Source organism: Flavobacterium sp. JP2137, from assembly GCF_050562195.1.
In the GTDB taxonomy this organism is placed as follows: Bacteria; Bacteroidota; Bacteroidia; order Flavobacteriales; family Flavobacteriaceae; genus Flavobacterium.
This window is the reverse complement of sequence record NZ_CP191647.1, coordinates 596,233-621,155: the sequence shown is the minus strand read 5'-3', so window position 1 is coordinate 621,155 and position 24,923 is coordinate 596,233. Positions and strand designations below refer to the sequence as shown.

The 24,923-nt window shown below is 44.1% G+C and carries 26 protein-coding genes; 19 read left to right on the top strand and 7 right to left on the bottom strand.

The genetic code is table 11. The features are described 5' to 3' along the window. The first annotated feature begins 18 nt into the window (after positions 1-18). The 6 genes from ACQZ43_RS02755 to ACQZ43_RS02730 all read left to right on the top strand — a co-directional run bounded on the left by ACQZ43_RS02755 (position 19) and on the right by ACQZ43_RS02730 (position 4,665). Complete coding sequence (locus ACQZ43_RS02755) at positions 19-684, top strand: uroporphyrinogen-III synthase (RefSeq protein ID WP_430614327.1); 666 nt, start codon at positions 19-21, stop codon at positions 682-684. A gap of 38 nt (positions 685-722) precedes the next feature. Beyond that, positions 723-1,748: a uroporphyrinogen decarboxylase gene (gene hemE, locus ACQZ43_RS02750; protein ID WP_430614326.1), complete on the top strand. Its 1,026-nt coding sequence runs from the start codon at positions 723-725 to the stop codon at positions 1,746-1,748. A 60-nt stretch (positions 1,749-1,808) separates the two neighbouring features. Continuing rightward, positions 1,809-2,165 (top strand): hypothetical protein, encoded by a 357-nt coding sequence (locus ACQZ43_RS02745; protein WP_430614325.1) that lies wholly within the window; start codon positions 1,809-1,811, stop codon positions 2,163-2,165. 70 nt (positions 2,166-2,235) lie between these two features. After that, entirely contained in the window at positions 2,236-3,138 is a 903-nt protein-coding gene (gene hemF, locus ACQZ43_RS02740) for an oxygen-dependent coproporphyrinogen oxidase (RefSeq protein ID WP_430614324.1), read from the top strand. A 39-nt stretch (positions 3,139-3,177) separates the two neighbouring features. Beyond that, positions 3,178-4,170: a porphobilinogen synthase gene (hemB, locus tag ACQZ43_RS02735; RefSeq protein WP_430614323.1), complete on the top strand. Its 993-nt coding sequence runs from the start codon at positions 3,178-3,180 to the stop codon at positions 4,168-4,170. 78 nt (positions 4,171-4,248) lie between these two features. Further along, positions 4,249-4,665, top strand: coding sequence for a c-type cytochrome (locus ACQZ43_RS02730; protein WP_430614322.1), 417 nt, complete (start codon positions 4,249-4,251; stop codon positions 4,663-4,665). 109 nt (positions 4,666-4,774) lie between these two features. On the opposite strand, the gene ACQZ43_RS02725 is transcribed toward ACQZ43_RS02730, so the two are convergent. Then, entirely contained in the window at positions 4,775-5,182 is a 408-nt protein-coding gene (locus tag ACQZ43_RS02725) for a hypothetical protein (RefSeq protein WP_430614321.1), read from the bottom strand. A gap of 428 nt (positions 5,183-5,610) precedes the next feature. Here ACQZ43_RS02725 and ACQZ43_RS02720 point away from each other — a divergent pair, with 428 nt between their 5' ends. The 6 genes from ACQZ43_RS02720 (at position 5,611) to ACQZ43_RS02695 (ending at position 12,998) form a co-directional block, all read left to right on the top strand. Further along, positions 5,611-7,212, top strand: a complete 1,602-nt coding sequence (locus ACQZ43_RS02720; RefSeq protein WP_430614320.1) for a fumarate hydratase — start codon at positions 5,611-5,613, stop codon at positions 7,210-7,212. A gap of 173 nt (positions 7,213-7,385) precedes the next feature. Beyond that, positions 7,386-7,862 carry a methylated-DNA--[protein]-cysteine S-methyltransferase gene (locus ACQZ43_RS02715; protein ID WP_430614319.1) on the top strand — a complete coding sequence of 159 codons (477 nt, stop codon included), beginning with the start codon at positions 7,386-7,388 and terminating at the stop codon, positions 7,860-7,862. A gap of 59 nt (positions 7,863-7,921) precedes the next feature. After that, positions 7,922-9,079, top strand: coding sequence for a serine hydrolase domain-containing protein (locus ACQZ43_RS02710; protein ID WP_430614318.1), 1,158 nt, complete (start codon positions 7,922-7,924; stop codon positions 9,077-9,079). Positions 9,080-9,081: 2 nt separating this feature from the next. Then, positions 9,082-9,795 (top strand): 3'-5' exonuclease, encoded by a 714-nt coding sequence (locus tag ACQZ43_RS02705; RefSeq protein WP_430614317.1) that lies wholly within the window; start codon positions 9,082-9,084, stop codon positions 9,793-9,795. A gap of 477 nt (positions 9,796-10,272) precedes the next feature. Further along, positions 10,273-10,731, top strand: a complete 459-nt coding sequence (locus ACQZ43_RS02700) for an OsmC family protein (protein WP_430614316.1) — start codon at positions 10,273-10,275, stop codon at positions 10,729-10,731. A 575-nt stretch (positions 10,732-11,306) separates the two neighbouring features. Beyond that, positions 11,307-12,998, top strand: a complete 1,692-nt coding sequence (locus ACQZ43_RS02695; protein ID WP_430614315.1) for an ABC transporter ATP-binding protein — start codon at positions 11,307-11,309, stop codon at positions 12,996-12,998. 93 nt (positions 12,999-13,091) lie between these two features. On the opposite strand, the gene ACQZ43_RS02690 is transcribed toward ACQZ43_RS02695, so the two are convergent. Beyond that, the gene (locus ACQZ43_RS02690; protein ID WP_430614314.1) at positions 13,092-14,444 is read right to left on the bottom strand and encodes a saccharopine dehydrogenase family protein; all 1,353 of its coding nucleotides are present in this window, start codon (positions 14,442-14,444) and stop codon (positions 13,092-13,094) included. 120 nt (positions 14,445-14,564) lie between these two features. Between ACQZ43_RS02690 and ACQZ43_RS02685 the strand changes: the two genes are divergently transcribed. Both ACQZ43_RS02685 and pckA read left to right on the top strand, forming a co-directional pair. After that, on the top strand, positions 14,565-14,957 hold the full coding sequence (locus ACQZ43_RS02685; RefSeq protein ID WP_430614313.1) for a DUF423 domain-containing protein: 393 nt from the start codon (positions 14,565-14,567) through the stop codon (positions 14,955-14,957). A 76-nt stretch (positions 14,958-15,033) separates the two neighbouring features. Beyond that, the gene (gene pckA, locus ACQZ43_RS02680; protein WP_430614312.1) at positions 15,034-16,647 is read left to right on the top strand and encodes a phosphoenolpyruvate carboxykinase (ATP); all 1,614 of its coding nucleotides are present in this window, start codon (positions 15,034-15,036) and stop codon (positions 16,645-16,647) included. A 231-nt stretch (positions 16,648-16,878) separates the two neighbouring features. On the opposite strand, the gene ACQZ43_RS02675 is transcribed toward pckA, so the two are convergent. Further along, positions 16,879-17,622 (bottom strand): uroporphyrinogen-III synthase, encoded by a 744-nt coding sequence (locus tag ACQZ43_RS02675; protein WP_430614311.1) that lies wholly within the window; start codon positions 17,620-17,622, stop codon positions 16,879-16,881. An 18-nt stretch (positions 17,623-17,640) separates the two neighbouring features. Then, the gene (locus ACQZ43_RS02670; protein WP_430614310.1) at positions 17,641-18,306 is read right to left on the bottom strand and encodes a DUF4271 domain-containing protein; all 666 of its coding nucleotides are present in this window, start codon (positions 18,304-18,306) and stop codon (positions 17,641-17,643) included. Positions 18,307-18,411: 105 nt separating this feature from the next. Here ACQZ43_RS02670 and ACQZ43_RS02665 point away from each other — a divergent pair, with 105 nt between their 5' ends. From ACQZ43_RS02665 to ACQZ43_RS02655, 3 genes are read left to right on the top strand one after another with little or no spacing between them, the layout of a single operon-like run. Then, positions 18,412-19,134 carry a polyprenol monophosphomannose synthase gene (locus ACQZ43_RS02665; RefSeq protein WP_430614309.1) on the top strand — a complete coding sequence of 241 codons (723 nt, stop codon included), beginning with the start codon at positions 18,412-18,414 and terminating at the stop codon, positions 19,132-19,134. Continuing rightward, positions 19,134-20,471, top strand: a complete 1,338-nt coding sequence (locus tag ACQZ43_RS02660) for a dihydroorotase (protein ID WP_430614308.1) — start codon at positions 19,134-19,136, stop codon at positions 20,469-20,471. Before ACQZ43_RS02665 ends, ACQZ43_RS02660 begins: the two co-directional genes overlap by 1 nt. A gap of 60 nt (positions 20,472-20,531) precedes the next feature. Beyond that, positions 20,532-20,990 (top strand): DUF4296 domain-containing protein, encoded by a 459-nt coding sequence (locus ACQZ43_RS02655; protein WP_430614307.1) that lies wholly within the window; start codon positions 20,532-20,534, stop codon positions 20,988-20,990. On the opposite strand, the gene ACQZ43_RS02650 is transcribed toward ACQZ43_RS02655, so the two are convergent. Beyond that, entirely contained in the window at positions 20,932-21,936 is a 1,005-nt protein-coding gene (locus ACQZ43_RS02650) for an SDR family oxidoreductase (protein WP_430614306.1), read from the bottom strand. The two genes, ACQZ43_RS02655 and ACQZ43_RS02650, sit on opposite strands and share 59 nt — an antisense overlap. Positions 21,937-21,966: 30 nt before the next feature. On the opposite strand from ACQZ43_RS02650, the gene ACQZ43_RS02645 reads away from it, so the two are divergent. Together ACQZ43_RS02645 and tyrS are read left to right on the top strand one after the other, a co-directional pair. Further along, a complete protein-coding gene (locus tag ACQZ43_RS02645; RefSeq protein ID WP_430614305.1) occupies positions 21,967-22,131 on the top strand; it encodes a hypothetical protein in 165 nt (54 codons plus the stop codon). 7 nt (positions 22,132-22,138) lie between these two features. Further along, entirely contained in the window at positions 22,139-23,431 is a 1,293-nt protein-coding gene (tyrS, locus tag ACQZ43_RS02640; RefSeq protein ID WP_430614304.1) for a tyrosine--tRNA ligase, read from the top strand. A 1-nt stretch (position 23,432) separates the two neighbouring features. Here tyrS and ACQZ43_RS02635 read toward each other — a convergent pair whose 3' ends face one another. Beyond that, positions 23,433-24,413, bottom strand: coding sequence for an acyl transferase (locus ACQZ43_RS02635; protein WP_430615574.1), 981 nt, complete (start codon positions 24,411-24,413; stop codon positions 23,433-23,435). An 82-nt stretch (positions 24,414-24,495) separates the two neighbouring features. Continuing rightward, positions 24,496-24,837, bottom strand: coding sequence for a T9SS type A sorting domain-containing protein (locus ACQZ43_RS02630; protein WP_430614303.1), 342 nt, complete (start codon positions 24,835-24,837; stop codon positions 24,496-24,498). Positions 24,838-24,923: the final 86 nt, after the last annotated feature.

The window sequence follows — 24,923 nt, the reverse complement described above, 5'->3', positions numbered from 1 at the left end:
AGTAGAAGCTTTTATACCATGAGTGAATCGCCGCAAATCTTATCGACAAAAACGCTTACACCACGGCAAAAGGCTATGGTGAGCCAGGGAAACCTGAAGTTGTTGGAGCAGGATTTTATCAGCATCGCCCTGTTGGAATTCGATATCGATGAATTACACGATTATTTGCTGATTACCAGTCAAAATGCCGTGGCCAGTATATGTCAACATCCCAAAAAGTCAGCGCTGATGCAAAAGCCCGTTTTTTGTGTGGGTATTAAAACCAAGGAACTCTTGGAGGAAAAAGGTTGGCAGGTGTTGGCTTGGGCGCATTACGCCAGCGAGTTGGCGCCGATTATCACCCGCGATTTTCCCGACTGTACAATCAGCTTCTTCAACGGCAATTTGCGCAGCGCCGTTTTGCCAGATGCCTTAAGTGCAGCTCAAATGACCTGTAACGAATTTCAGGTGTATAGAACCGATTTGACCAGCGTGCAAATCGATGCCACACTCAGCGGTATTTGTTTCTATAGCCCCTCGGGCGTTCACAGTTATCTACAACAAAATCAAATAGGCGACGAAGTGTGCTTTTGCATTGGCACAACCACTGCCGCCGCTTTAGAAGGAGTTACCAAACGCTCGGTACTGGCGCGTTTCCCCACCGTGGAAGCAACCCTAGAAGCCTGCGTAAACTATTATAAATAAACCCCTTGGAAAAAAGGGGGTTTTAACAAACAAAAAAAATGATTAAAAACGATTTATTCTTAAGAGCTTTAAAAGGGGAGTCTGTCGAACGACCACCCGTATGGATGATGCGTCAAGCAGGGAGGTATTTACCGGAATTTCGTGCCTTACGAGATAAATACGATTTTTTTACCCGTTGTAGAATGCCGGAAATCGCCGCGGAGATCACCGTGCAACCCATCCGCATTGTAAAACCGGATGCGGCAATTTTGTTTTCAGACATCTTAGTCATCCCGCAAGCGATGGGTATCGATGTGGAAATGAGAGAAAACGTTGGGCCTTGGGTTCCCAATCCCATCCGTTCGGCAAAAGATGTAGAGCAAGTGATTGTGCCCAATATTGAGGAGACTCTGGGGTATGTTATGGATGCGATTAAAGTAACCAAAGAAATGCTCAACGATGAGGTGCCCTTAATCGGATTTGCCGGATCGCCGTGGACCATCCTCTGCTATGCCGTAGAAGGAAAGGGTTCCAAGAGTTTCGATATCGCCAAAGGATTTTGCTTTTCGCAACCCGAAGCAGCACATGCACTCTTGCAAAAAATTACCGATACCACCATTTTATATTTAAAAGAAAAAGTAAAGGCCGGTGTCAATGCCGTACAGATTTTTGACTCTTGGGGCGGTATGTTGTCTCCGGTAGATTATCAAACGTTTTCTTGGTATTATATCAATCAAATTGTCGAAGCCTTGTCGGAGGTAACTCCGGTAATCGTCTTCGGTAAGGGATGTTGGTTTGCCTTAGGCGAAATGGCACAGTCCAAGGCTTCGGCTTTGGGTGTGGATTGGACCTGTTCGGCCAAAAACGCGCGTTTGTTCACTGGAAATAAAATTACCCTACAAGGAAACTTTGATCCCAGTCGCTTGATGTCGCCCATACCAACCATCAAAAAAATGGTGCATGAAATGATCGACGAATTTGGAAAAGACCAATATATCGTCAACTTAGGACACGGAATATTACCGCATATACCCGTAGACCACGCCAAGGCTTTTATAGAAGCGGTCAAGGAATACGGACAGTAACCATAGGGAGTTTGCTGCCAGGCAGCAAACTCTTTTTATTAATATTTAAACGTAAAAACCATGTTGAACAAAGGTTTACGCAGTGAAGAAGATCAACGCATCAATTCCATACTACAAAAGCTGATTACGCTGGTATTTGTACCCGAAAACGGCAGTGAATTCGAAGCGGAATTGAATAAAATAGGCATGAGTCTCGACGACTTGAGCGATTTTGATACCCAAACCCTCAACCAGCATCTGCTTCAATTCCATTTTGACTGGAAGCACATGGAGCAATTTGCCGATGCCTTAGTCGTTTGGTCTGAGCGAGACGGATATTCCAATCTGCGACAAAAAGCCAAAGCGCTTTATCAATTTATACAGACAGAGAGCAAGTCCTTCTCATTTGAAATCATGGATAAATTAAGCCGACTCTAAGAGAAAAGTTAGAATTGCTTTTCCGTATCGATTGGTTTGCGCTTTGTACTAACGAATTTATTTTTTCATCATGAAAGATCAGTTTTATCAATATATATTACAACTGCAAGACACCATTACTTCAGGACTGGAGCAACTCGATGGTACTGCAAAATTTCAAGAAGATTTATGGGAGCGTGCCGAAGGAGGAGGAGGGCGAACTCGAGTTATCGAAAACGGAAGTGTTTTTGAAAAAGGAGGCGTTAATATTTCTGCCGTTCACGGTGCATTGCCCCCAACCATGCAAGCTTATTTTGGAGTGGGTCAAGTGGATTTCTTTGCCTGTGGTTTGAGTTTGGTTTTGCATCCTCAAAATCCTATGGTACCCACTGTTCATGCCAATTGGCGTTATTTTGAAATGTATGAGGCCGATGGAACCGTGTTGAAATCGTGGTTCGGAGGCGGACAAGATCTGACCCCATATTATTTGTTTGAAGACGACGCTGCACATTTTCACCAGATCTGCAAAAATGCCTGTGATCGTCATGATGCGGGATTCTATCCGTTGTATAAAAAACAATGCGACGATTATTTTTGGAATACCCATCGCGATGAAGCCCGTGGAATTGGAGGACTGTTTTTCGATCATTTGCAACAAACGCCGGAGCGAAGCATGCCAGATTGGTATGCCTTTGTAACCGAAGTGGGAAACAGCTTTTTAGAAGCCTATGTACCCATAGTCGAACGCAGGAATAAATTGCCGTTTACAGCGGCCAACAAGACCTGGCAGGAAATTAGAAGAGGGCGCTATGTCGAGTTCAATTTGGTACACGACAAGGGAACCCTATTCGGATTGAAAACCAATGGACGTATCGAATCCATATTGATGAGCTTACCTCCAACGGTACAATGGGTGTATGATCACCATCCCGAGCAGGACTCTGAAGAAGCCAAGTTATTGGCGGTTTTGGCCGCACCCCGAGCGTGGGTGTAGGCGATAAAAGTATATAAAGAATCAAATAAAAAAAAGAATATGTTTCCATTAGAAAGAGGTAGAAGGCTGAGAGTGAGTGAATCCATTAGAAGTCTAGTGCGTGAAACCATAGTGACTCCGGCCGACTTTATGTTTCCGATGTTTATAGCAGAGGGAAACCACATAGAAGAGCCCATAGCTTCCATGCCGGGAATTTATAGGCGTTCCATAGATTTGACGGTAAAGGAGGTTAAGGAATTGTATGCCTTGGGAATCCGCGCGGTTAATATATACGTAAAAGTAGGAGAGCACTTAAAGGACAATACGGGAAAGGAAGCGTGGAATCCCGATGGATTGATGCAACGAGCCATCAAGGCGATTAAGGATGCCTGTCCGCAAATGGTCGTGATGCCCGATGTAGCCTTAGATCCGTATTCGATGTATGGGCACGATGGAATTATAGGAAGGGGCACGGTTTTAAACGATGCTACGGTGGATGCTCTCATGCAGATGAGCGTTTCACATGCTGCGGCAGGAGCGGATTTTGTAGCCCCTAGCGATATGATGGACGGCAGGGTATTGCGCATTCGTCAGGCCTTGGATAGCAGTGGTTATACCGATGTGGGAATCATGAGTTATTCCGCCAAGTATGCCTCGGCTTTTTATGGTCCATTTCGCGATGCTTTAGACAGTGCTCCTGTAGATAATGCCGAAATACCACAAGACAAAAAAACCTACCAAATGGATTATGCCAACCGTATAGAAGCGATTAAAGAAGCGCTTTACGACGTGGAAGAAGGCGCGGACATCGTGATGGTCAAACCGGGTATGGCTTATTTGGATATCGTACGCGAGGTAAAAGACGCTGTACAAGTACCCGTAGCGGTGTTCCAGGTTTCGGGAGAATACGCCATGGTCAAAGCAGCCGCCGAGCGAGGTTGGTTGGATCACGATAAAATTATGATGGAACAACTCACCTGCATCAAACGAGCCGGAGCGAGTTTGATATCGACCTATTTCGCCAAGGAAGCCGCTGCGCTTTTAATGAAATAAAAGAGCTGTTTATCGAAGTGGTTTGTAGTTTGTTATGCTTAAATTTGAACGACAAAATAAACAACAAATAAACAACTTATGATAACCACGATGAAATCGGCACTACTGCTTTTAGGAGTGCTGGCGTTAACCGCTTGTAAAAAAGAGGGCAGCGCAACAGAGAAAGACGCTTTATACCCTACAGCAGTGGGAGCGAATGCCGCGGAAAGTACAGACCCCGTAAAAATGATTGCACAGGGCAAGGCGTTGTTTGAAGGAAAAGGAACCTGTAACAGCTGCCATTTGGCCGATAAAAAAGTCATCGGGCCTAGTATCAAGGAAATTACCAAAATCTACGACGAACATCAGGCGAGTATCGTTACCTTTTTACAGGGCGAGGGCGAAGCCATCGTAGACCCTTCTCAATTTCCGATTATGCAGGCCAATTTTAGTATTACCAAAAAGATGAGCGAACACGAATTGCGAGCGATAGAAGCCTATATGCGCAGTTTTTAATTGTGATAAATCAAAAAAACCGCTTTTTTAGCGGTTTTTTTTATGTGTCTTTAGTATTTATAAACTTTGCTAGCAACTTTACTGTAGATAACCCGTTACCGCGCGAGTCCTATGGTTTTACGATGCCCTTTTCGATCATTTCCAGCATTACCGGCGAAGCATTTTTAAAAGTAGGGGCTTGCTCGACCAGGCTGCCTATGTTTTTCTTATTGACCTTAAAGGTTAAGTCCATTTCCGTCGTAAACAGCAGTGCGGTTAAAAAAGGGTTTTTAAGGTACGAGCGCAATATCATAAAAGTTTCGTCAACCGTGTGAAAACTCTCAATTTCTTCTGTTTTGTATCGCGTCGTTAAAGCCAGATTATATCCGCCTGTTTCCAAGATGTTCAGGCGCACATAAATATTTTTAAGCTCGGTATCGCCTATTGTTTTTGCCATGGTAAGCTTGGCGAAAGTGCCGGCGTTGATACTTGACTTGACTTGGTCATAAAATTGAATAAAAACACTGTTGTATTCCATCGTAATATAGTTTGAACTGCAAACTTACATCAAGTCGTTAAAATGCGCCTTGTTTTTGCGCATTTTTTTAGGCGACGGACTTTTTATATAGGCGGACTCGTCTGCGATGAGGAGAAAAATCTCTGGCTTACACGTGTACCCACAAAGAGATGCCGCGCGTATCAATGTCCCTTATAAGAATTTTTTTATTTCGAAGTTTCCGAAATGAATACCACAATTGGGTGAAGGGAATAGATGTTTTTTAAGGAACTGGGTTAAGTGTTTGTTTGTTTTAGCGGTTGTTTTTCAGTGGTTTGTGGTTTTTAAGTTTTTTTCTAGGGTGGGAGCAGGAGATTCAATACGGCTGACACCCTATTTAGAGCGATTCTAAGGTTTTTTACAAAACTGATTTTGTAATTTTACTTCAACAAAAATAAACTAACAATTCCATGGACTTTTTTTATCAAGATCCTTATCCAATCCAAAAGGATACGACAACCTATCGTAAAATCACTTCTGATTTTGTAAAAGTAGAAAATTTAGGCGATCGCCAAATTCTAACTGTCGATCCTCGTGGATTGGAATTGTTAGCGGAAACCGCTATGGACGACGTATCATTTATGTTGCGTACGAGTCATTTAGAAAAGCTAAAAGCCATTTTAGACGATCCCGAAGCCACGGACAACGATCGTTTTGTAGCCTATAATTTATTGCAAAATGCTGCGGTAGCCATCGAAGGGCAACTGCCTTCCTGTCAAGATACCGGAACGGCTATTGTCATGGGAAAAAAGGGCGAAAACGTCTATACCGGAGCCAACGATGCCGAGTGGTTGTCAAAGGGAATCTTCAATGTATACCAAAAGAAAAACCTAAGATATTCGCAGATTGTACCGATTAGTATGTTCGAAGAGAAAAACTCGGGGTCCAACTTACCGGCGCAAATCGATTTATATGCGACCACGGGAGCGGCTTATGAATTTTTGTTTTTAGCCAAGGGCGGTGGATCGGCCAATAAGACCTTTTTATATCAAAAGACCAAATCGCTGTTAAACGACAAGTCGATGGCGGAGTTTATACGAGAAAAAATCAAAGATTTGGGAACCTCTGCATGCCCGCCTTACCATTTGGCGTTGGTTATTGGAGGCACCTCTGCCGAGGCGAATTTGGCTGCGGTCAAAAAGGCATCGGCGGGATATTACGACCATTTGCCGACTTCCGGTAATATGGGAGGACAAGCCTTTAGGGATTTGGAATGGGAAAAACGCCTGCAATTGATTTGTCAGGAATCGATGATAGGCGCACAGTTTGGCGGTAAATATTTTACACACGACGTACGCGTGATTCGCTTGCCGCGTCATGCTGCCTCCTGTCCGGTAGGATTGGGCGTTTCCTGTTCTGCCGACAGAAACATCAAGGGAAAAATTACGGCTGAAGGTATATTTGTAGAGCAGTTGGAACAAAATCCAGCGCGACTATTACCCGCTGTTGCTCCGCATCTCGAAGCGCCGGTGGTGGTAGATTTAAATATGCCGATGGACGACATCCTGGCCGAATTGACCAAGTATCCGATTAAAACCCGACTGATGTTAAACGGAACCGTGATTGTAGCCCGCGATATTGCCCATGCCAAAATCAAGGAAATGCTCGACAGCGGTCAGCCGATGCCAGAATACTTTAAAAATCACCCGATCTATTACGCCGGTCCGGCAAAAACACCAGAGGGAATGGCCTCGGGAAGTTTCGGACCAACCACGGCAGGGCGGATGGATCCTTATGTCAAGGAGTTTCAAGCGGCTGGCGGAAGCAAGATCATGTTGGCCAAGGGGAATCGCTCGAAAGACGTCACCGATGCCTGTCAACAATACGGAGGGTTTTACCTGGGGTCTGTAGGTGGCCCAGCCGCGATTTTGGCTAAAGAAAATATATTAAAAGTCGAAGTAGTCGATTTTGAAGAACTCGGTATGGAAGCCGTGCGGAAAATCACCGTAAAGAACTTCCCTGCCTTTATAATTACAGACGACAAGGGCAATGATTTCTTTGCCAATTTATAAATACAAAACCATCCATTTCGGGTGGTTTTTTGCTTTAGGGCGTTCCCTTCGGGCAGGTGTTCCGCTCTATCTTTGGCGGCATAAGCGCGCCGCCAAAGGATGCCGCTACACCCCTTAACGCGGTGGCTGCAAGTGGCTAAATTCCGTATATTTGTCCGAAGGATTTAAGGATTATGATATATGCTACGCTGATGGACACCGATTTCGGTACGTTATACCTCCAAGCCGACGACTGCGGCCTAACGCAGATTCGAATGGCAACACCCGCCGACAAACCTACTTCGGCTACTTCGGTATTTATAGCGCAAGCGCAAAGCCAATTGCAAGCGTATTTGCTGGGGCAACGCCAAACGTTCGAGCTGACACTTAATCCGGTGGGCACCGATTTTCAGCGAAGCGTATGGCGCGAGTTGCAGCGCATTCCCTTCGGAAAAACCATATCTTATCTCGAGCTGTCTAAGCGATTGGGCAACGTCAAAGCCATCCGTGCGGCGGCGAGTGCCAACGGCAAAAATCCCATACTCATCGTCATTCCCTGCCATAGGGTAGTGGGGAAGGAAGGCGCCTTGGTCGGCTTCTCTGCCGGTTTACACGTCAAAAAGGCCCTGCTCGCCATAGAGTCCCCCGCTCCGCAACAATCTTTGTTTTAAAGAATCGCGCCAAGCGTTGATTTAATTAGTATTTTAGTAGGCCTTTTAAAGATAAAGTTATGAAAAAACTGTTTAAAATACTTAAAATATCCCTGATTACTGTAGTGGTACTCGTCGCTTTGATGTATGTGTTTAAAGTCGATTATTTGATTACCGCCGTGCGTACCGTGTACTTTCACGGACATAAAACCGCTTTTTTAGACGATTATAAATATTTTCCCAACCGCGAGATCAAGAGAGGCGTTGCACAGCCGTGGAAGCTCGCCGCGGATTACAATACCGTAAAAGCGACGGAGCGATTGGAAAAAACCCATAGCGATTTAAAAACAGTCGCCTTTCTGATCATTAAAAACGACAGTATTTGGCACGAGAGTTATTTTGATGGATACGACAAAGACTCCAAGAGCAATTCCTTTTCCATGGCAAAAAGCGTGGTATCTGCGGCTTTGGGCAAGGCCATCATGGAGGGGAAAATCAGAAATTTAGAGCAACCGGTTAATCATTTCTTACCCGAATTGGAAGGAGCTTATAAGGAGCAAGTCACCGTGGGCGATTTGTCGTCTATGGCATCGGGATTAAGCTGGGACGAGCAGTATTACAGTCCACTTTCTATAGTAACGCGCGCTTATTTCGATAAAGACCTGCGCAAGGTGATGATGGGCTTATCGATTAGCGGTGAGCCGGGCAAGCACTTTGAATACAAGAGCGGCGATACCGAATTGTTGGCTATGGTCTTGGAAAAAGCGGTTAAAAAGCCGTTGGCGGAGTACGTATCGGAGAAGTTTTGGAAACCCATGGGGGCGGAAAACGACGCGCTGTGGCAAATCGATCACGAGGGCGATGGTATAGAAAAGGCCTACTGCTGTATAGCGAGTAATGCGCGCGACTTTGCGAGATTTGGAAAATTGTACAAACAACACGGACAGTGGGAAGGGCAGCAACTGCTAGACAGTGTCTTTGTGGCCAAGTCCATACAACCGCGTTTTCCCGACAGTCCGGAATACGGTTACGGTTGGTGGCTCAATAATTACCGCAACAAAACCATGTTTTATATGCGCGGACATCTTGGACAATTCGTGATCGTGATTCCCGAAGACGACATCATCATCGTAAGGCTAGGTCATTTAAAGGGATTGGAAACCCCGGAAGATGCGCACAGCAAGGACTTTTATATCTATGTAGACGAAACCTACCAAATGCTCGCACAAAGAAAATAACTATGATAGACAAAATACCCCTGGAGCACATCTTGTTTTTGGATATTGAAACCGTACCCGAGCAGGCGTACTATGGCCATTTGGACGAAGAGATGCAAGCGCTTTTTGAGGCCAAAACCTCCTATCAGCGCAAAGATGCCATGACGGCAGAAGCATTTTACAGCCAGGCGGGGATTTGGGCAGAATTCGGTAAAATAATCTGTATTTCCGTGGGCTATTTCGTGTTTAAAAACGACATCCGACAATTTAGAACCACCTCTTTCTTCGGTGAAGAACCCCAGCTTTTAAACGATTTTAGCCGGTTGCTGGAAACCTACTTCAACAAACCCCAACACCTGCTCTGCGGGCATAACGCCAAGGAATTCGACTATCCTTATATAGCCAGACGCATGATTATTAACGGCGTTCCCATACCCGAAAAACTCAATCTGTTCGGCAAAAAGCCCTGGGAAGTGCCGCATCTCGATACCTTGGAACTCTGGAAGTTTGGCGACTATAAGCACTATACCTCCTTAAAACTGCTGACCAAGATTTTGGAAATTCCCTCACCCAAGGACGACATCGACGGCAGTCAAGTCGGCGCCGTGTATTACAACGAAGGAGACATCGATCGCATTATCACCTATTGCGAAAAGGATGTAATCGCCGTGGCGCAGATCGTTTTAAGGTTTAAGCGCTTGCCTTTGTTGGTGGAAAGCGAACTGCTTTCGATTTAGGTTAAAAATAAGTTAAAACAAAAACTTCCTTAGGTTAGGAGTCAAAACATTTCCAAATTTGTATCAACAAAGAAGAAAACATGAACTGCAATAAACATTATTCATCAAATTTTACCATGTGGATTTTATCCGCGAGGGGTCTTGTTGTATAGTTTTATTTCAAATAAAAGATATATTTAGAGCCCTCGCCTTTTGCGGGGGCTTTTTTTTTGAGTCATTTTTAGATCAACCAATGAGGTCGCAGCTTTAGACTGCGGCAAGTAAGAACAGTGAACAACAACGATATGAATAGCAATTGTATTATTTCGATGTTTATTTCCAAGTGGATGTATATGCACTTGTGTCTTGCTGGTTGCCTAAAATGAACTGTTTCTTAAATTCGTATGAATGATATAGTAAGTCCTTTTGGTAGCCGTTCCAAGAGGACTTTTTTTATAGGGTAAAAAGTGATTTTTTTAATTTTCAAAAATAAGTGTAATGGGTAAAAGAGTGGTAAAAGTATTGGGGTTTTCGGCCAAAGAAAGTCAGTTTGTCGTCAAGTCAGAAGACTTCTCGCTGACGTTAAACAATGAAGTGGGATTTGTAACGTCCAAGCCGTCGAGTTCGGTGGAATTTCTCTTGGCGAGTTTGGCCGGGAGTATTCACGCGGTGGGCAAGGCCGTTGCCAAAGAGCAACAGTTGAACTTGAGATCGATTCAATTGGAGATTTCCGGGGAGATAGAAGCGTCTAAATGGGAGGCTGCCGATAAGAGGGGCAGTGTAGGGTTTAAAACCGTAAACGTCGTGATTAAACCCACTTCGAGTGCGTCTATAGTAGCCTTAAAAAAATGGATGGATTCGGTTAAAAACCGCTGTCCGGTATATGCCAATATGAACAAGTCTACTGCGGTGATCCTCACCTTAGTCAAGGAATACGATGCAATTAAGGTGGCTTAATGGTCGGCTTAGTGGCTGGAGTAAGCAGCGTTCTCTTGGCAATAAAATGAAAGGAGAACGCTGTTTATAAAGTCTTGACGCTTTTGAGCTTTGCATCAATCGAGTTAAAGCCCGCGCTTTTGGAGGGAATTTCCGTTAAAGTGAAAAGGGGATTCCGCTTTTTAACGTTATAGATGATTTCTACTTAGAATATCAGCTTCAACAACCGACCTAATTTAAGTGGTCAAATAACGACTAAGTATAGTCATTATCAGTATATTGTTGCCACTGTTGACTTCGAGTAACCCATTCCATGCGAATCATGGCAAACTCGGGTATAAGTTTTAGGACGACCTATTATCGAATAAGATGCTATATAGGTATCAAGTCAACCGTCGTTTGTTTAAAAGCCTACTTGAATAAGGCTTAAATGGCGTTTTACTTGTAATCCTTATTCAAAGGAGCGCTTTAAGTAAAGCTGTAAAAAGGAATGGAACAACAATCTTGCTGAAATAGTGAAAAACAATGAAATAGCTTAGTTGTTGATTTTTTTTATTTTGATACCTTGCAATACATTTCAAAGTCTTGCAACAGTTATGTCACAAACCAGTGTTTTAGAAGTAAAGTCTGCCACGATTGATTTTATGGTCGACAAAGCGTGGAAGCCCATTGTCAAAGGAGTGTCCTTTACAATTGGCAAAAACGAAATCGTCGGTATCGTTGGGGAGTCGGGTTCCGGTAAATCCGTAACAGCTTTGGCCTTGATGGGACTATTGCCCGAAGGAGTTTCTCGAATTTCCTCGGGAGAAATCCGCTTTGACGACTCGGAACTCACGCATTGCAGTCAACGACAGTGGCGCGCGATTCGCGGACAAAAAATAGCGATGATTTTTCAGGAACCGATGAGTTCCCTAAATCCTTCTATGCGCTGTGGAATGCAAGTAGCCGAAATGTTGAAGGAGCACACTACGGCTTCCAAGGCACAGGTCAAAACCGAGGTGCTGTCGCTTTTTGAGCAGGTAAAACTACCGGATCCCGAAGGGATTTACAACAAGTATCCGCACCAAATTTCAGGCGGGCAAAAACAGCGCGTCATGATTGCGATGGCCATTGCCTGCAAGCCGCAATTGCTGATTGCTGACGAACCGACTACGGCTTTAGACGTGACGGTTCAAAAGGAGATTATCAGCCTGTTGCGCGACTTGCAACGAGAAACCGGTATGAGCATTTTGTTTATTACCCACGACTTGGCTTTGATATCCGAAATTGCCCATAGAACGGTCGTTTTATACCGAGGAGAGATCGTCGAGCAGGGAGCTACGCGTCAAATTTTCCAAAGCCCCACCCACACTTATACCAAGGCCTTAATCAATTCCAGACCTTCTCTGGAATACCGCTTAAAGCGCTTGCCGACCATAGCCGATTTTTTAAACGACAGCCCGCTGTCGGAAGTCGTAACCCCGGAGCAGCGACAAGCGCGTTTGACCGCGCTCTATGCGCAGCCACCGCTTTTGGAAGTGCGCGATTTGGGCAAGGAGTACATCCAAGGTGGAAATTGGTTTTCCAAAAAGCGGTTTACGGCTTTGAGTGCTGTAAACTTAAAGATCTACGAAGGCGAAACCCTGGGATTGGTAGGTGAAAGCGGTTGCGGTAAATCGACTTTGGGCAATGCGATATTGCAGTTGGATCGGGCCAGTTCGGGCAGTATATACTATAGAGGTCAGGATATTACGCGACTGTCTAAAAATCAGCTTCGCGCTTTGCGAAAGGAAATTCAAATTGTTTTCCAAGATCCGTATTCGTCTTTGAATCCCCGAATTACGGTGGGTCAGGCGATTATGGAGCCGATGAAAGTACACGGACTGCACGGCTCGAGCCGAGAGCGCAAAATAAAGACAATCGAAATACTGCAAAGAGTAGGGCTGGACGAGAGCTGTTTTAACCGCTATCCACATGAGTTTTCAGGGGGGCAGCGCCAGCGTATCGGCATAGCGAGAACCATCGCTTTACAACCCAAACTCATCGTTTGCGACGAATCGGTATCCGCATTGGATATATCGGTACAGGCGCAAGTCTTAAACTTGCTCAACGAACTCAAAGAGAATTTTGGCTTTACCTATTTGTTTATCTCGCACGATTTGGCTGTGGTCAAATACATGTCCGATCAGGTAGCGGTGATGAACAAAGGGCAGATTGTCGAAATGAACGAGGCCGATGCGCTCTATCAAAACCCCCAATCTACCTATACCCAAACCTTAATTCAGGCCATACCACGGGCTAGCGAATAAAATCGCAATCGGAAATACCCTTTTCATCGGTCGATTTTTGTGGGCTGTGGGTAAAAAAAAACTGCCTCGTATTAGGAGGCAGCGGGCAGTAGGCTATTTGTATCCGGTATAGGGAACTTCTTTTTCATTAAAGACAATGCCATAGAGTTCCAACTCTTTTAAGATGGGCTCGTAAACTTCTTTTTCAATCGGCATTTGAACACCTGGAGTGGTGATGATGCCCTTGAGTATTTTTAAGGCGGCTATAGCCACGGGTAATCCTACGGTTTTGGCCATAGCGGTATACGTTTGGTCGTCGCCTATGCAAACCATTTTGGAGTCGATTTCCTTGCGCTCGCCATGGAGTTCATATCCGAATTTGTGGTACATCACGATCATGTCTTTGTCGTGCTCTTTTAAAGACCAGCTGTCGCTGAGAATTTTTTCCAGGATTTGCGCCGGAGTCGCCTTTTTTATACCGACAATCTTGTCGGCATTAAAGATGTCCAACTCCATGAGCTTGTCCCACATGATGTCGTCTTGATCGAGGTTGAGCGCCAAGCGCAATTTGATCTCTACCGAGTCGGACGGATGGTAAGGCAAATACGAATTGATAAACTCGCGGTACGACATTTCTTCGGAATTGTCTATGGTGTACGAATCGTCTGTCAATCCCAATTCCACAAACATATTCCACGCCTTGGAGTATCCGACTCTGCGAATCGTTCCTCTAAAAACGGTTAAAGCATCGTCTAGGCCATATACCGAACGATATTTTAAGGAGTCTCTGTTGGCATAGCCTTCAAAGCGGCCGTAACCATCGATCTCCATAAATTCAGTTCTTCTAAAAACCTTGTTATACGGGATGTATTTGTATTGTCCTTCTTGTATAAATTTGGCGGCACCACCTTGTCCGGCCAAAACCACGTTGCGCGGATTCCAAGTGAATTTGTAATTCCACAGATTGTCGTCCGATTCTGGGGCTACTAAGCCACCGCAAAAAGATTCGAATAAAATGGTCTTTCCACCTTTGGCGCGAATCTCGTCGAGTATTTTCATCGCACTCATGTGATCGATACCGGGATCCAAACCGATTTCATTCATAAACACCAAGCCGTTTTTCTTTACCTCCTCGTCTAAGGCAGCCATTTCTGGACTGATATAAGAGGCGGTAACCAAGTGTTTTTTATAGCTAAGGCAATCCTTGGCCAATTCGATGTGCAAAAAGGCGGGAAGCATTGAAATGACAATGGCGGCCTTGGAGATTTCTTCTCTACGGCGTTCTACGTCGAATAAGTCCAATGCGATAGCCGTGGCATTGGGGTGGTTATTGGTTTTCTTTTGAGCGAGTTCTAACGAAAGATCCGCTATAGTCAAATGTAAATTTTCTAAATCAGATTTTTCTAATAGATATTTAATTAGAGATGAAGCCGATCGACCAGCTCCAACAATTAAAATATTTCTCATAATATGTTTTTTAATTAAAACACGAAAATAGCGATTTCACGAGCGCTAAAAAATAAAAAACCCATTTAATTTTGAAAGCCTACTTAATTTAAAGAATCGTATATTTGAAATAAAAATACCATGGATAAAAAAATAATGGGTTTTGGCGCTCTTTTAGGTGGAATAGCCGTGATTCTAGGGGCTTTTGGCGCTCATGGTCTTAAGGCAGTGCTCGATGAAAATCAGTTGATCACCTTTGAAACCGGCGTGCGATATCAGATGTATCACGCCTTTTTTCTGATGATTGTCGCTGGGCTACCCTTCTTGGCTCCGAAGACAAAAAAAGTGATAAGCGGGTTGGTGGGATTCGGAGTTTTGTTCTTTTCAGGATCGATTTACCTGCTGGCGACAAACGGTTTAACTCCCGTAGATTTTAAGTTTTTAGGTCCGATTACGCCAATAGGAGGTGTTTTATTAATCACCGCTTGGTTTATCGTTGCCTATAAGGGTTTTTTTGTCAAAAAAGGGATTTAAAAACGATTTTAGTATCGTTATTTTTAAATTTATTTCTAAGTTTGCAAACATATTAACAACAACACATTTTATAGATATGAATGTTTCTAAATCTATCTCGTTAGAAAAATACGGAATTGCAGATGCGGTTGAGATTATTTACAACCCGTCTTACGAATATTTGTACGACGAGGAAATTAGCCCAAAATTAGAAGGGTTCGAAAAAGGCGAGGTAACAGAGCTTGGGGCGGTTAATGTAATGACAGGTGTGTTTACAGGACGTTCGCCTAAGGATAAATATATAGTTAAAGATGCGGTTACGGAAAATACAGTGTGGTGGAATTCTCCACAGAGTGTAAACGACAACAAACCCATCGATCAAAATACGTGGAATGCGCTTAAGGAAACTACCGTAAAGCAACTTTCCAACAAAAAACTTTATGTGGTAGACGCTTTTTGCGGTGCCAATGAAAACTCGCGCCTCAAGGTGCGCTTTATCATGGAAGTGGCTTGGCAAGCTCATTTCGTCAAAAATATGTTTATCCGCCCTACTGAAGTAGAGTTGGAAAACTTTGGCGAGCCAGATTTCGTGGTGATGAATGCGTCTAAAGCGACTTTTGAGCAATACAAAGACTACGGATTGAACTCCGAAGTATATATCGCCTTTAACCTTACAGAGAAAATCCAAATTATTGGAGGTACTTGGTATGGTGGGGAAATGAAAAAGGGTATGTTCGCCATGATGAACTACTATTTGCCATTGCAGGGAATGGCTTCTATGCACTGTTCTGCCAACAAGGGTAAAGACGGTGATGTAGCGGTATTCTTCGGTTTGTCTGGAACGGGAAAAACAACGCTTTCTACCGATCCAAAACGCGAGCTAATCGGCGACGACGAACACGGATGGGACAACGACGGTGTTTTCAATTTTGAAGGCGGCTGTTATGCCAAAACCATCGATTTGAGCAAAGAACACGAACCGGATATTTACGGTGCAATCCGCAGAGATGCACTGTTGGAAAACGTAACGGTTTTAGACGGGGGAGTTATCGACTTTAAAGACGGTTCTACCACGCAAAACACAAGGGTTTCTTATCCGATTTATCACATCGACAATATTGTTAAGCCAGTTTCTAAAGCGGGACATGCTACTAAAGTGATCTTCTTAACGGCAGATGCTTTTGGCGTAATGCCTCCGGTTTCTAAATTGACGCCAGAGCAAACAAAATATTACTTCCTTTCTGGTTTTACCGCCAAATTAGCCGGTACCGAAAGAGGGGTTACGCAACCTGAGCCAACTTTCTCGGCTTGTTTTGGAAAGGCATTCTTGTCTTTACACCCAACCAAGTACGGAGAAGAATTGGTAAAGAAAATGGAAGAGCACCAAGCAACCGCTTATATGGTAAATACCGGATGGAACGGTACAGGTAAGCGAATCTCTATCAAAGATACCCGTGCAATCATCGACTGCATCTTAGACGGTTCTATCGAAAATGCCGAAACGGAAATCGTTCCCGTGTTTAACTTGGTGGTGCCTAAGGCGCTAAATGCGGTAAATACCGCTATTTTAGATCCGAGAAACACTTACGAAGACGCGGCAGTATGGGATGCTAAAGCCAAGGATTTAGCTGCTTTGTTCGTAAAGAACTTTGCGAATTACACCGATAATGAAGAAGGAAAATCTCTAGTGGCTGCAGGGCCGCAAATCTAGGATAACCTCTGGAAATACAAAAGCCGGATGATTTTTAATCATCCGGCTTTTTTTGTTTTATAGATTTTGCAGCCGACGGCAAGTCGTGCCGATCTGTAGGCTGCAATCGGTATCCTTGATGCGGGGCTTGGGGTTTTATATGAGACGGTAGTAGCCGGCTTGGCTGGTGTATAAACGACAAAGCCACTTCTTTGCGGAAGTGGCTTTGTCGTTTGAGCGCAGTCAAAAGATTTATTTATTGGCTTTGGCAATGTATTTTTCTAAGGCCATAGTCATAGAGGGCGCTTCAGGGCTTGGTGCCATGATGTCTACTCGCAAACCGTGGTCTAGAGCTTCTTTCTGTGTAGTGCTTCCGAATACCGCTATACGCGTATTGTTTTGTTCAAAATCTGGAAAATTCATAAATAGCGACTTGATTCCCGTAGGGCTAAAAAAGGCCAGTACGTCGTAGTACACATCTTTTAAATCAGACAAATCACTCATCACGGTACGGTAAAAAACACCTTCTGTCCAGTCGATCTTTAAAGCATTGAGCGTCGTTGGAACATCGCTGTTCAACTGATCCGATGCCGGCAGTAAGAATTTTTCGTCCTTGTATTTCTTAATCAATGGAGCAATATCGACAAAGTCTTTAAGACCTACGTAGATTTTTCGCTTTCTGTATACCACATACTTTTGAAGGTAATAGGCTACAGCTTCCGATTGACAGAAATACTTTAGCGTTTCAGGGACTTTATATCGCATTTCTTCAGCTACACGAAAAAAGTGGTCTACAGAGTTTTTACTCGTTAAAATAATCGCTGTATAGTTGTTTAAATCGATTTTTTGCTGGCGAATTTCTTTAGCGGATACCCCCTCAACATGGATAAAAGGTCGGAAGTCAAACTTGACCTTCAACTTCTGCTGTAATTCGAAGTACGGTGAATTTTCTACTTTAGGCTCTGGTTGAGAAACCAAAATTGTTTTCACTTTCATAATTTATGTTCTAATGCTCTAAGATTTTGTAAACCAATAATAAAGGAAAAAATAGGGAGCTATTTCAAGAGTGCAAAGATACAAAATAAAATAAAATAATCTATTAAGAATTAAATTTTGATAATTCCTTAAAAAGATAATATATAAGATGATGTTTGTTATCATTAATGCAAGCATAATAATGAAAAGGGGGATTTTGCTCGAGAAATCATTGTAAAAGAGAATTAGGTTTGCCGGTAATATCAACAGGGATACGTAGGTTCGGTAATTGACTTTCTGCAAATTGAATTGTTCCGAGAACTCCTCTATATTAAAGGCAATCGCAACGATTTTTTCGATCAGGTATTTGGCTAAAATAAAAAAGGTGATGAAATTTAAGATGCGTATAAAGGATATAAACGAATAGTGGTTGAGGTATCCAAAGCTCTTAAGGCAAATTTGTACAAAGAACGTACCCGAAATCAGCTGTACAAAAAACAGCGAAACGGTAAAGCTGCTTTTGAGGTTGGCGCTGTCCTTGTAAATTTTGGTGTATTTCTCCGATACGATAAGCCGTAGATATTCTGTAAAGCGAACTTCAAAGACGTTTCTATTGATTGCTACAATGCCAAAGCAAAGCAAAAACAATAGCGTTGCCCAATCCTTGTTCTCAATCACTCTTTGGGTTAATGTAATATCCATCATAACGGGTGTAAAATTACTAAATTTTTTTTCAGAAAAGGATATTGTAATTTATTTGTGAAATAACTTTATATAAAAAGTTTACTTTTGCAAGTAAACACTTTTAAAATGGTCCAAGGAGTTGTTATCATTCCCACGTATAACGAGATTGAAAATATACAGCGTATCATTACCGTGACGATGAGTTTGCCCCAACATTTTCACGTTTTGGTCGTGGATGATAATTCTCCCGATGGTACCGCTCAAGCAGTGCGGTCTTTGCAAAGCGCATATCCCGATCGCCTTTTTTTAGAGGTGCGACAACAAAAGGAAGGCTTGGGAACCGCCTATGTATACGGTTTTAGATGGGCTTTGGAACGCAGCTATACCCATATTTTTGAAATGGATGCCGATTTTTCGCACAACCCGATGGACCTGCCCTTGCTTTTAAAGGCCTGTGAAGACGGTGCCGACATGAGTATCGGTTCGCGCTACGTAACGGGCGTAAATGTGGTCAATTGGCCCTTAAACCGCGTTTTGCTTTCGTATTTCGCTTCGGTTTATGTCCGCTTTATCACCCGGATGAAAATTCGCGATACCACCGCCGGATTTATATGCTACCGCCGCGAGGTCTTGGAGCGCATTCGATTGGATAAAATCCGCTTTATCGGCTATGCCTTTCAAATTGAAATGAAGTACCGCGCCTTCGACTTGGGCTTTCAGCTCGTCGAAGTCCCCATCATCTTTACCGATCGCACCGAAGGCGCCTCTAAAATGTCCAACGGCATTATCAAAGAAGCGGTTTTTGGCGTGGTGACGCTTCGAATCAAACAACTACTAAACAAACTATAATGAATAGCTTTTTAATCAAAAACGGACAACTGGTCAATGAAGGACAGGTTTTTTTTGCCGATATACTCGTCGAAGACGGCTTAATCGCAAAAATAGCACCGCATATCGAAAGCAGTGCAGATGTTCGGGTTATCGACGCACAAGGCTGTTATGTGTTGCCGGGTATGATCGACGATCAGGTGCACTTTAGAGAACCCGGTCTAACGCATAAGGGCGATATCGAAAGCGAGTCTCGCGCGGCTATCGCCGGCGGAATCACCTCCTTTATCGAACAACCCAATACCGTTCCCAATGCCGTTACTCAAGACTTGTTGGAAGACAAGTACCGCATAGCCAGCGCCAAGTCCTTCGCCAATTACTCCTTTATGATGGGCGGTACCAACGACAACTTGGAAGAGGTGTTAAAAACCAATCCGAGAAACGTGGCGGGGATCAAACTCTTTTTGGGTTCCTCTACCGGTAATATGTTGGTCGATCGCGAAGACGTTTTGGAGCGGATCTTTTCGAGTACTTCGATGTTGATCGCCGTACACGCAGAAGACGAAGCGACGATACAACAAAATCTAACCCACTATCAGGAGCTGTATGGCGAGGATATTTCCGTGGAAGCACATCCGTTGATCCGCAGTGCCGAGGCCTGCTATTTGTCGTCTTCCAAAGCGATTGCTCTGGCCGAGAAAACCGGGGCCCGACTACACGTTTTTCACGTGTCTACCGCAAGGGAAACCGCTTTGTTTAGAAACGATATTCCACTGAGTGAAAAGAGGATTACCGCAGAAGTTTGTGTGCATCACCTTTGGTTTTCGGATGAGGACTACGCGAGCAAAGGCAATTTAATCAAGTGGAACCCCGCAGTTAAAACGGCTGCAGACCGCAAGGCGCTCTGGGAAGCCTTACTCGACGACCGCATCGATGTTATCGCAACCGATCATGCCCCGCATACCTTAGAGGAAAAAGCAAAGAAATACAGTCAGGCGCCTTCGGGAGGACCTTTGGTACAGCACGCACTGGTCGCCCTGTTGGAAGCGAGTAAAAACGGACAGATTGGCCTGGCGAAAATCGTGGAGAAAACCGCCCATAACCCGGCGATTTTATTTCAAATTGAAAAACGAGGATTTTTACGCGAAGGCTACCACGCCGATTTGGTTGTGGTAAATCCCGCTCAACCTTGGACGGTTGCTACAGACAATATATTGTACAAATGCGGTTGGTCTCCGTTTGAAGGGCAAACCTTTAATGCGCGGATTACCCATACTTTTGTCAACGGCCATTTGGCTTGGGAAAACGGCGAAGCCAGTGCGGAAAAAGCCGGACAACGCTTGTTGTTTTTGAGGTAATTTCGGCCTGATAACCGCCTGTGCCTCAGGTGTAGGCGGTTGCTTAAAAAATATTTAGCTATGAAAAAACTGATTTTATTATGCGGCCTTTTGGCGCTGGTCTCCTGTAAAAAGGAGTTGGAGAAGCCCAAAAAATTTATCGAAAGAGATAAGATGGTCGATATTTTATACGACTTTGCCCTGCTGGGAGGTATTGACAATACCAGTGCGTTTTACGCCGATACCACCTTGTCGATTGTGCGCGCCGATGCGGTGTTGAAAAAATACCAAATCGACAGCCTGACCTTTGCCCAAAACAACCGTTATTACATCGAGCTGGGCAACGAATCGTATTTTGAAATTCAAGAAGACATCCGAAAGCGCTTGGAGGAAAAGAAAGCGGAATTGGCGGCCTTGGAAAAGGAAGAACAAGAGAAGAAGGAACGCTTAGAAGCCGACGAAAAAGCCAAAGCAATCAAGCTTAAAGTGACTGCAGATACGCTTGACACAAAGGTTTTAAGAAGTCGGACGCAGGAATAAACGCGTAATTCAGCGTTTGCGTTATCTTCGAATTATCGTATAAAACAGTAGCATGAGAAGCTTTTGCGGTAGCCCGTGAAAAGCTTCTTTTTTTTGTTGTCAACAGCGAAATTAGGTAATCCAGTCTCCAGGCGATGCCCGTGCTAAAAGGGGAGGCGTATAGATTGGGTCTTTTTTTGTGAAGCGAATCGGCCAGTTCGTTGAGCAGGTCCTGAAAGCCGATGTTTTCCGAAACCAGCACGTAATTCTGATTTTTAATCGAACTGTCCATCAACTGTATCATGATCGAGCACACGTCTTCTACCGCAACGACACCGACGCTACCCTTGGTGTAAAACGGCATGCCTTGATGGATTTTGTTGAGCAGTTCGCCCGAGCTCTGATTCCAAAATCCCGTTCCGAAAATTAGACCTGGATTGACGATGATAATCGGTAGTGCTTCCTGGCTGGCGCGCCACACTTCGATTTCGCTGCCGTATTTGCTGATGGCGTAATCGCTGTGAAACCCGTCGGGATTCCAATTCGATTTTTCGTCGATGCGCTTGTCCTTGTCGATCGTTTCGCCCAGGGCGGCAATCGAACTCACGTGACAAAATTTATCCACCTTATAGGCTATGGCCAGATTGACGAGATTTGCCGTGCCTTCGATATTGGTTTTGCGCAGTACTTCTTCTTCCTTGGGGTCGAAGGTAACATAGGCCGCACAGTGGTATACCCGGGTCACTTGCTCAAAAGCGCGTTCCAAGGCGGGAATGTCGTTTAAATCCGCAGCCACCCATTCGATTTTCTGAAATAAATCCATGCAGTCGCGGTCTGCGAATAGTTTTCGCGTTTTCTCTATGGGCGCTTCCGTTCTATATATAGCGCGAACCACCTCCTCTTTGCGAAGCAAGTCGAGCAATAGATGCGCTCCCAACATACCGGTACCTCCTGTAACTAATATCATATCCATACAAATGTAAAAGATAAGTTTTACATGATGAAATTTTTAGGCGCTATTCCGCAAACAGGGCCGGCAAAAGAGCGATGCGCGCAGCGGGATAAAAAAACGGCAGCCGGGGCGAAACCCCTTTTTTGCGAAGTGACTTTTTGTGAAAAATATTTCAATTGCCTTTCAATTGTCTATATTTGTAAAAAATAAGAACTTGATGAAAAATTTTATTGAAGAAGTGACTTGGAGAGGAATGCTCCACGACGTGATGCCAGGCACCGAAGAACATTTGTTGGAGCAAATGCGTGTTGCGTATGTGGGAATCGACCCAACAGCCGATTCATTGCATATTGGACATTTAGTAGGGGTGATGTTGCTCAAGCACTTTCAGTTGGCCGGACATAAACCCGTGGCCTTAATCGGTGGAGCTACCGGTATGGTTGGCGATCCCTCGGGCAAATCCAACGAGAGAAATTTGCTGGACGAACAAACCTTACTGCTAAATCAAAATGCCATTAAAGCGCAATTGGAGCGTTTTTTAGATTTTAATTCCGGTACGGATAATGCGGCGGAATTGGTGAATAATTACGATTGGATGAAGAATTTCTCCTTTTTGGATTTTATTCGTCAAATCGGAAAGCACATCACCGTTAATTATATGATGGCTAAGGATTCGGTAAAAAAACGCCTTACAGGAGAATCTGCTGAGGGCATGTCCTTTACGGAATTTAGCTACCAATTGTTGCAGGGATACGATTTCCTGCACCTGTTTCAAGAGAAAAAAGTGACGCTGCAAATGGGCGGCTCAGACCAGTGGGGCAATATCACCACAGGTACCGAATTGATTCGCAGAGTGACTTCCGGTAAGGCTTACGCCCTGACTTGTCCGTTGATTACCAAAGCAGACGGAACCAAATTTGGAAAGTCCGAAGGCGGTAATATCTGGTTGGATGCAGCGCGAACATCGCCCTATAAATTCTACCAGTATTGGTTGAATACCTCCGATGCCGATGCCGAGAAATACATCAAAATTTTTACCTTTATCGCTAAGGAAGCTATCCTAGCACTTACGGCAGAACATCAAGAAGCGCCGCATCTGCGCGTGCTTCAAAAGCGTTTAGCTGCCGAGTTGACAACGATGGTGCATTCACAAGCCGATTTGGAAAATGCGATCAAAGCCTCCAACATCCTTTTTGGAAACTCTACGTCTGGCGATCTAAAACAACTGGATCAACAAACGTTTTTAGATGTTTTTGAAGGCGTGGGACAGGCGGAAATCAGCCGTTCTGACTTGGATGCGGGAATGACCATAATCGATGCTTTGGCCGGTAAATCCGGATTCACAGCCTCCAATGGAGAAGCGCGACGAGCGCTACAAGCCAATTCGATTGCGGTCAACAAAGAAAAGGTAGACGAAGCCTATATCATTACACCACAAGATTTGATCAACGACCAATTTGTATTGCTGCAAAAGGGGAAAAAGAACTATTTTGTTTTGGTAGTAAAATAACTTAAACCACCATCAGATTACAACCTCTGATGTCGGAATGATCAAAGCGACCCAACACTTCGAAAGAATGGTTGGGTTGTTTTTTGCCCAAATCTTGCGTGGCTATAAACGAACACGAATAGTAGTTGGACAAATCGATGACGTTGATACCTCCGGCTTTGCCGTCGGGTAGGTAAGTCAGCGCGTCTTCGGTATCGCGAATCAATACATCCATCCACGGCGGACATTCAAACACGCCATGGCCTAGGGAATAGGCCTGAGACAGCAATTCGGTCATGCCGTATTCCGAGTGGATCTCTTGGACGCCAAATCCCGCACAGAGCAAGTCGTGCAATTCTTCGCGAATCATCTCCTTGCGCTTGCCTTTCATACCTCCGGTTTCCATTACGACGGTGTGCTTGAGCTCGAAGGTTTGCAGCTCGATCAAATCCAACAAGGCATAGGTCACGCCAATCAATAAGGTGTTTTGTCCTTCTCGTTCCAATTGAAGGATTTTTTGCGTTAATTCGGCATAGTTGTGAAGGTAAAAACCGCTGTCGGGATGATTGGATTGCTCGATCAAATCGTTGACCATATAGATCAAGGAAGAGCCTTCGCGTTCCAAATACGACGGCAGTAGCGCCAAAATCACATAGTCTTCAATATTGCCGTAAAAATGGGAGAAAGCCTTTCTAAAGCTGAGCTCGTAATACGACAAATCGGTGATGTGGTGCCGACTCGTCACGATGCCGGTGGTGCCACTGCTGCTAAAAGTGGTTTGTACAGCCGCGGTGGAACTCAAAACGGTCCGACTCTTAAAGAACTCAATCGGCAGAAATGGAATGTCGGATATGGCCTTTACTTGAGAAGGGTCTCGGTGAAGCAAATCGCAAAATTGTCGGTAAACGCTGTTGTGGTCGTATTGAAAACGAAAGGTCTTCAAGGCCATTTTCTGGAATTCCTTGGTTGTGTTGATTTGAATGATGTCTTCTGCTGTAATCACGTCCATTTATTTTATACAAAAATACAAATAAAAAAGCATCGAAATTTATCGATGCTTTGAATTATATCTAAAAGAAGAACGACTATCGAATGACTAATTTTCGCGTAGCAGTAGCGTCTTTTTCCTTGATTTTAATGAGGTACACTCCGGGATTGATGTTGGGGAGGTTTAACTCTTTTGTCGTCAGTGACGTGCTAAATATCTTTTTGCCTAAAATGTCATAGAGGCCAATTTCCTTGGGAAGGTTGTTGTTGCTAATGATATAAACTTTTCCTGTGGAGGTCGGGTTGGGATACAACTGTAGCCCTTCGATACTCTCTGCGGGTTTCGAAACGGTAACGGGATCGGCAACTTGTCCGTATACTAAGGCATTAAAGCCTAGTAAGAGAAAGAGCGATAAAATATATAAGTACTTTTTTTCCATATAACAGTATTGTAGCGTAAATATAAGTATTTATTTCAAATATAATACCAAAAAAAAGTCACCTACGGGGAGTAGATGACTTTTTT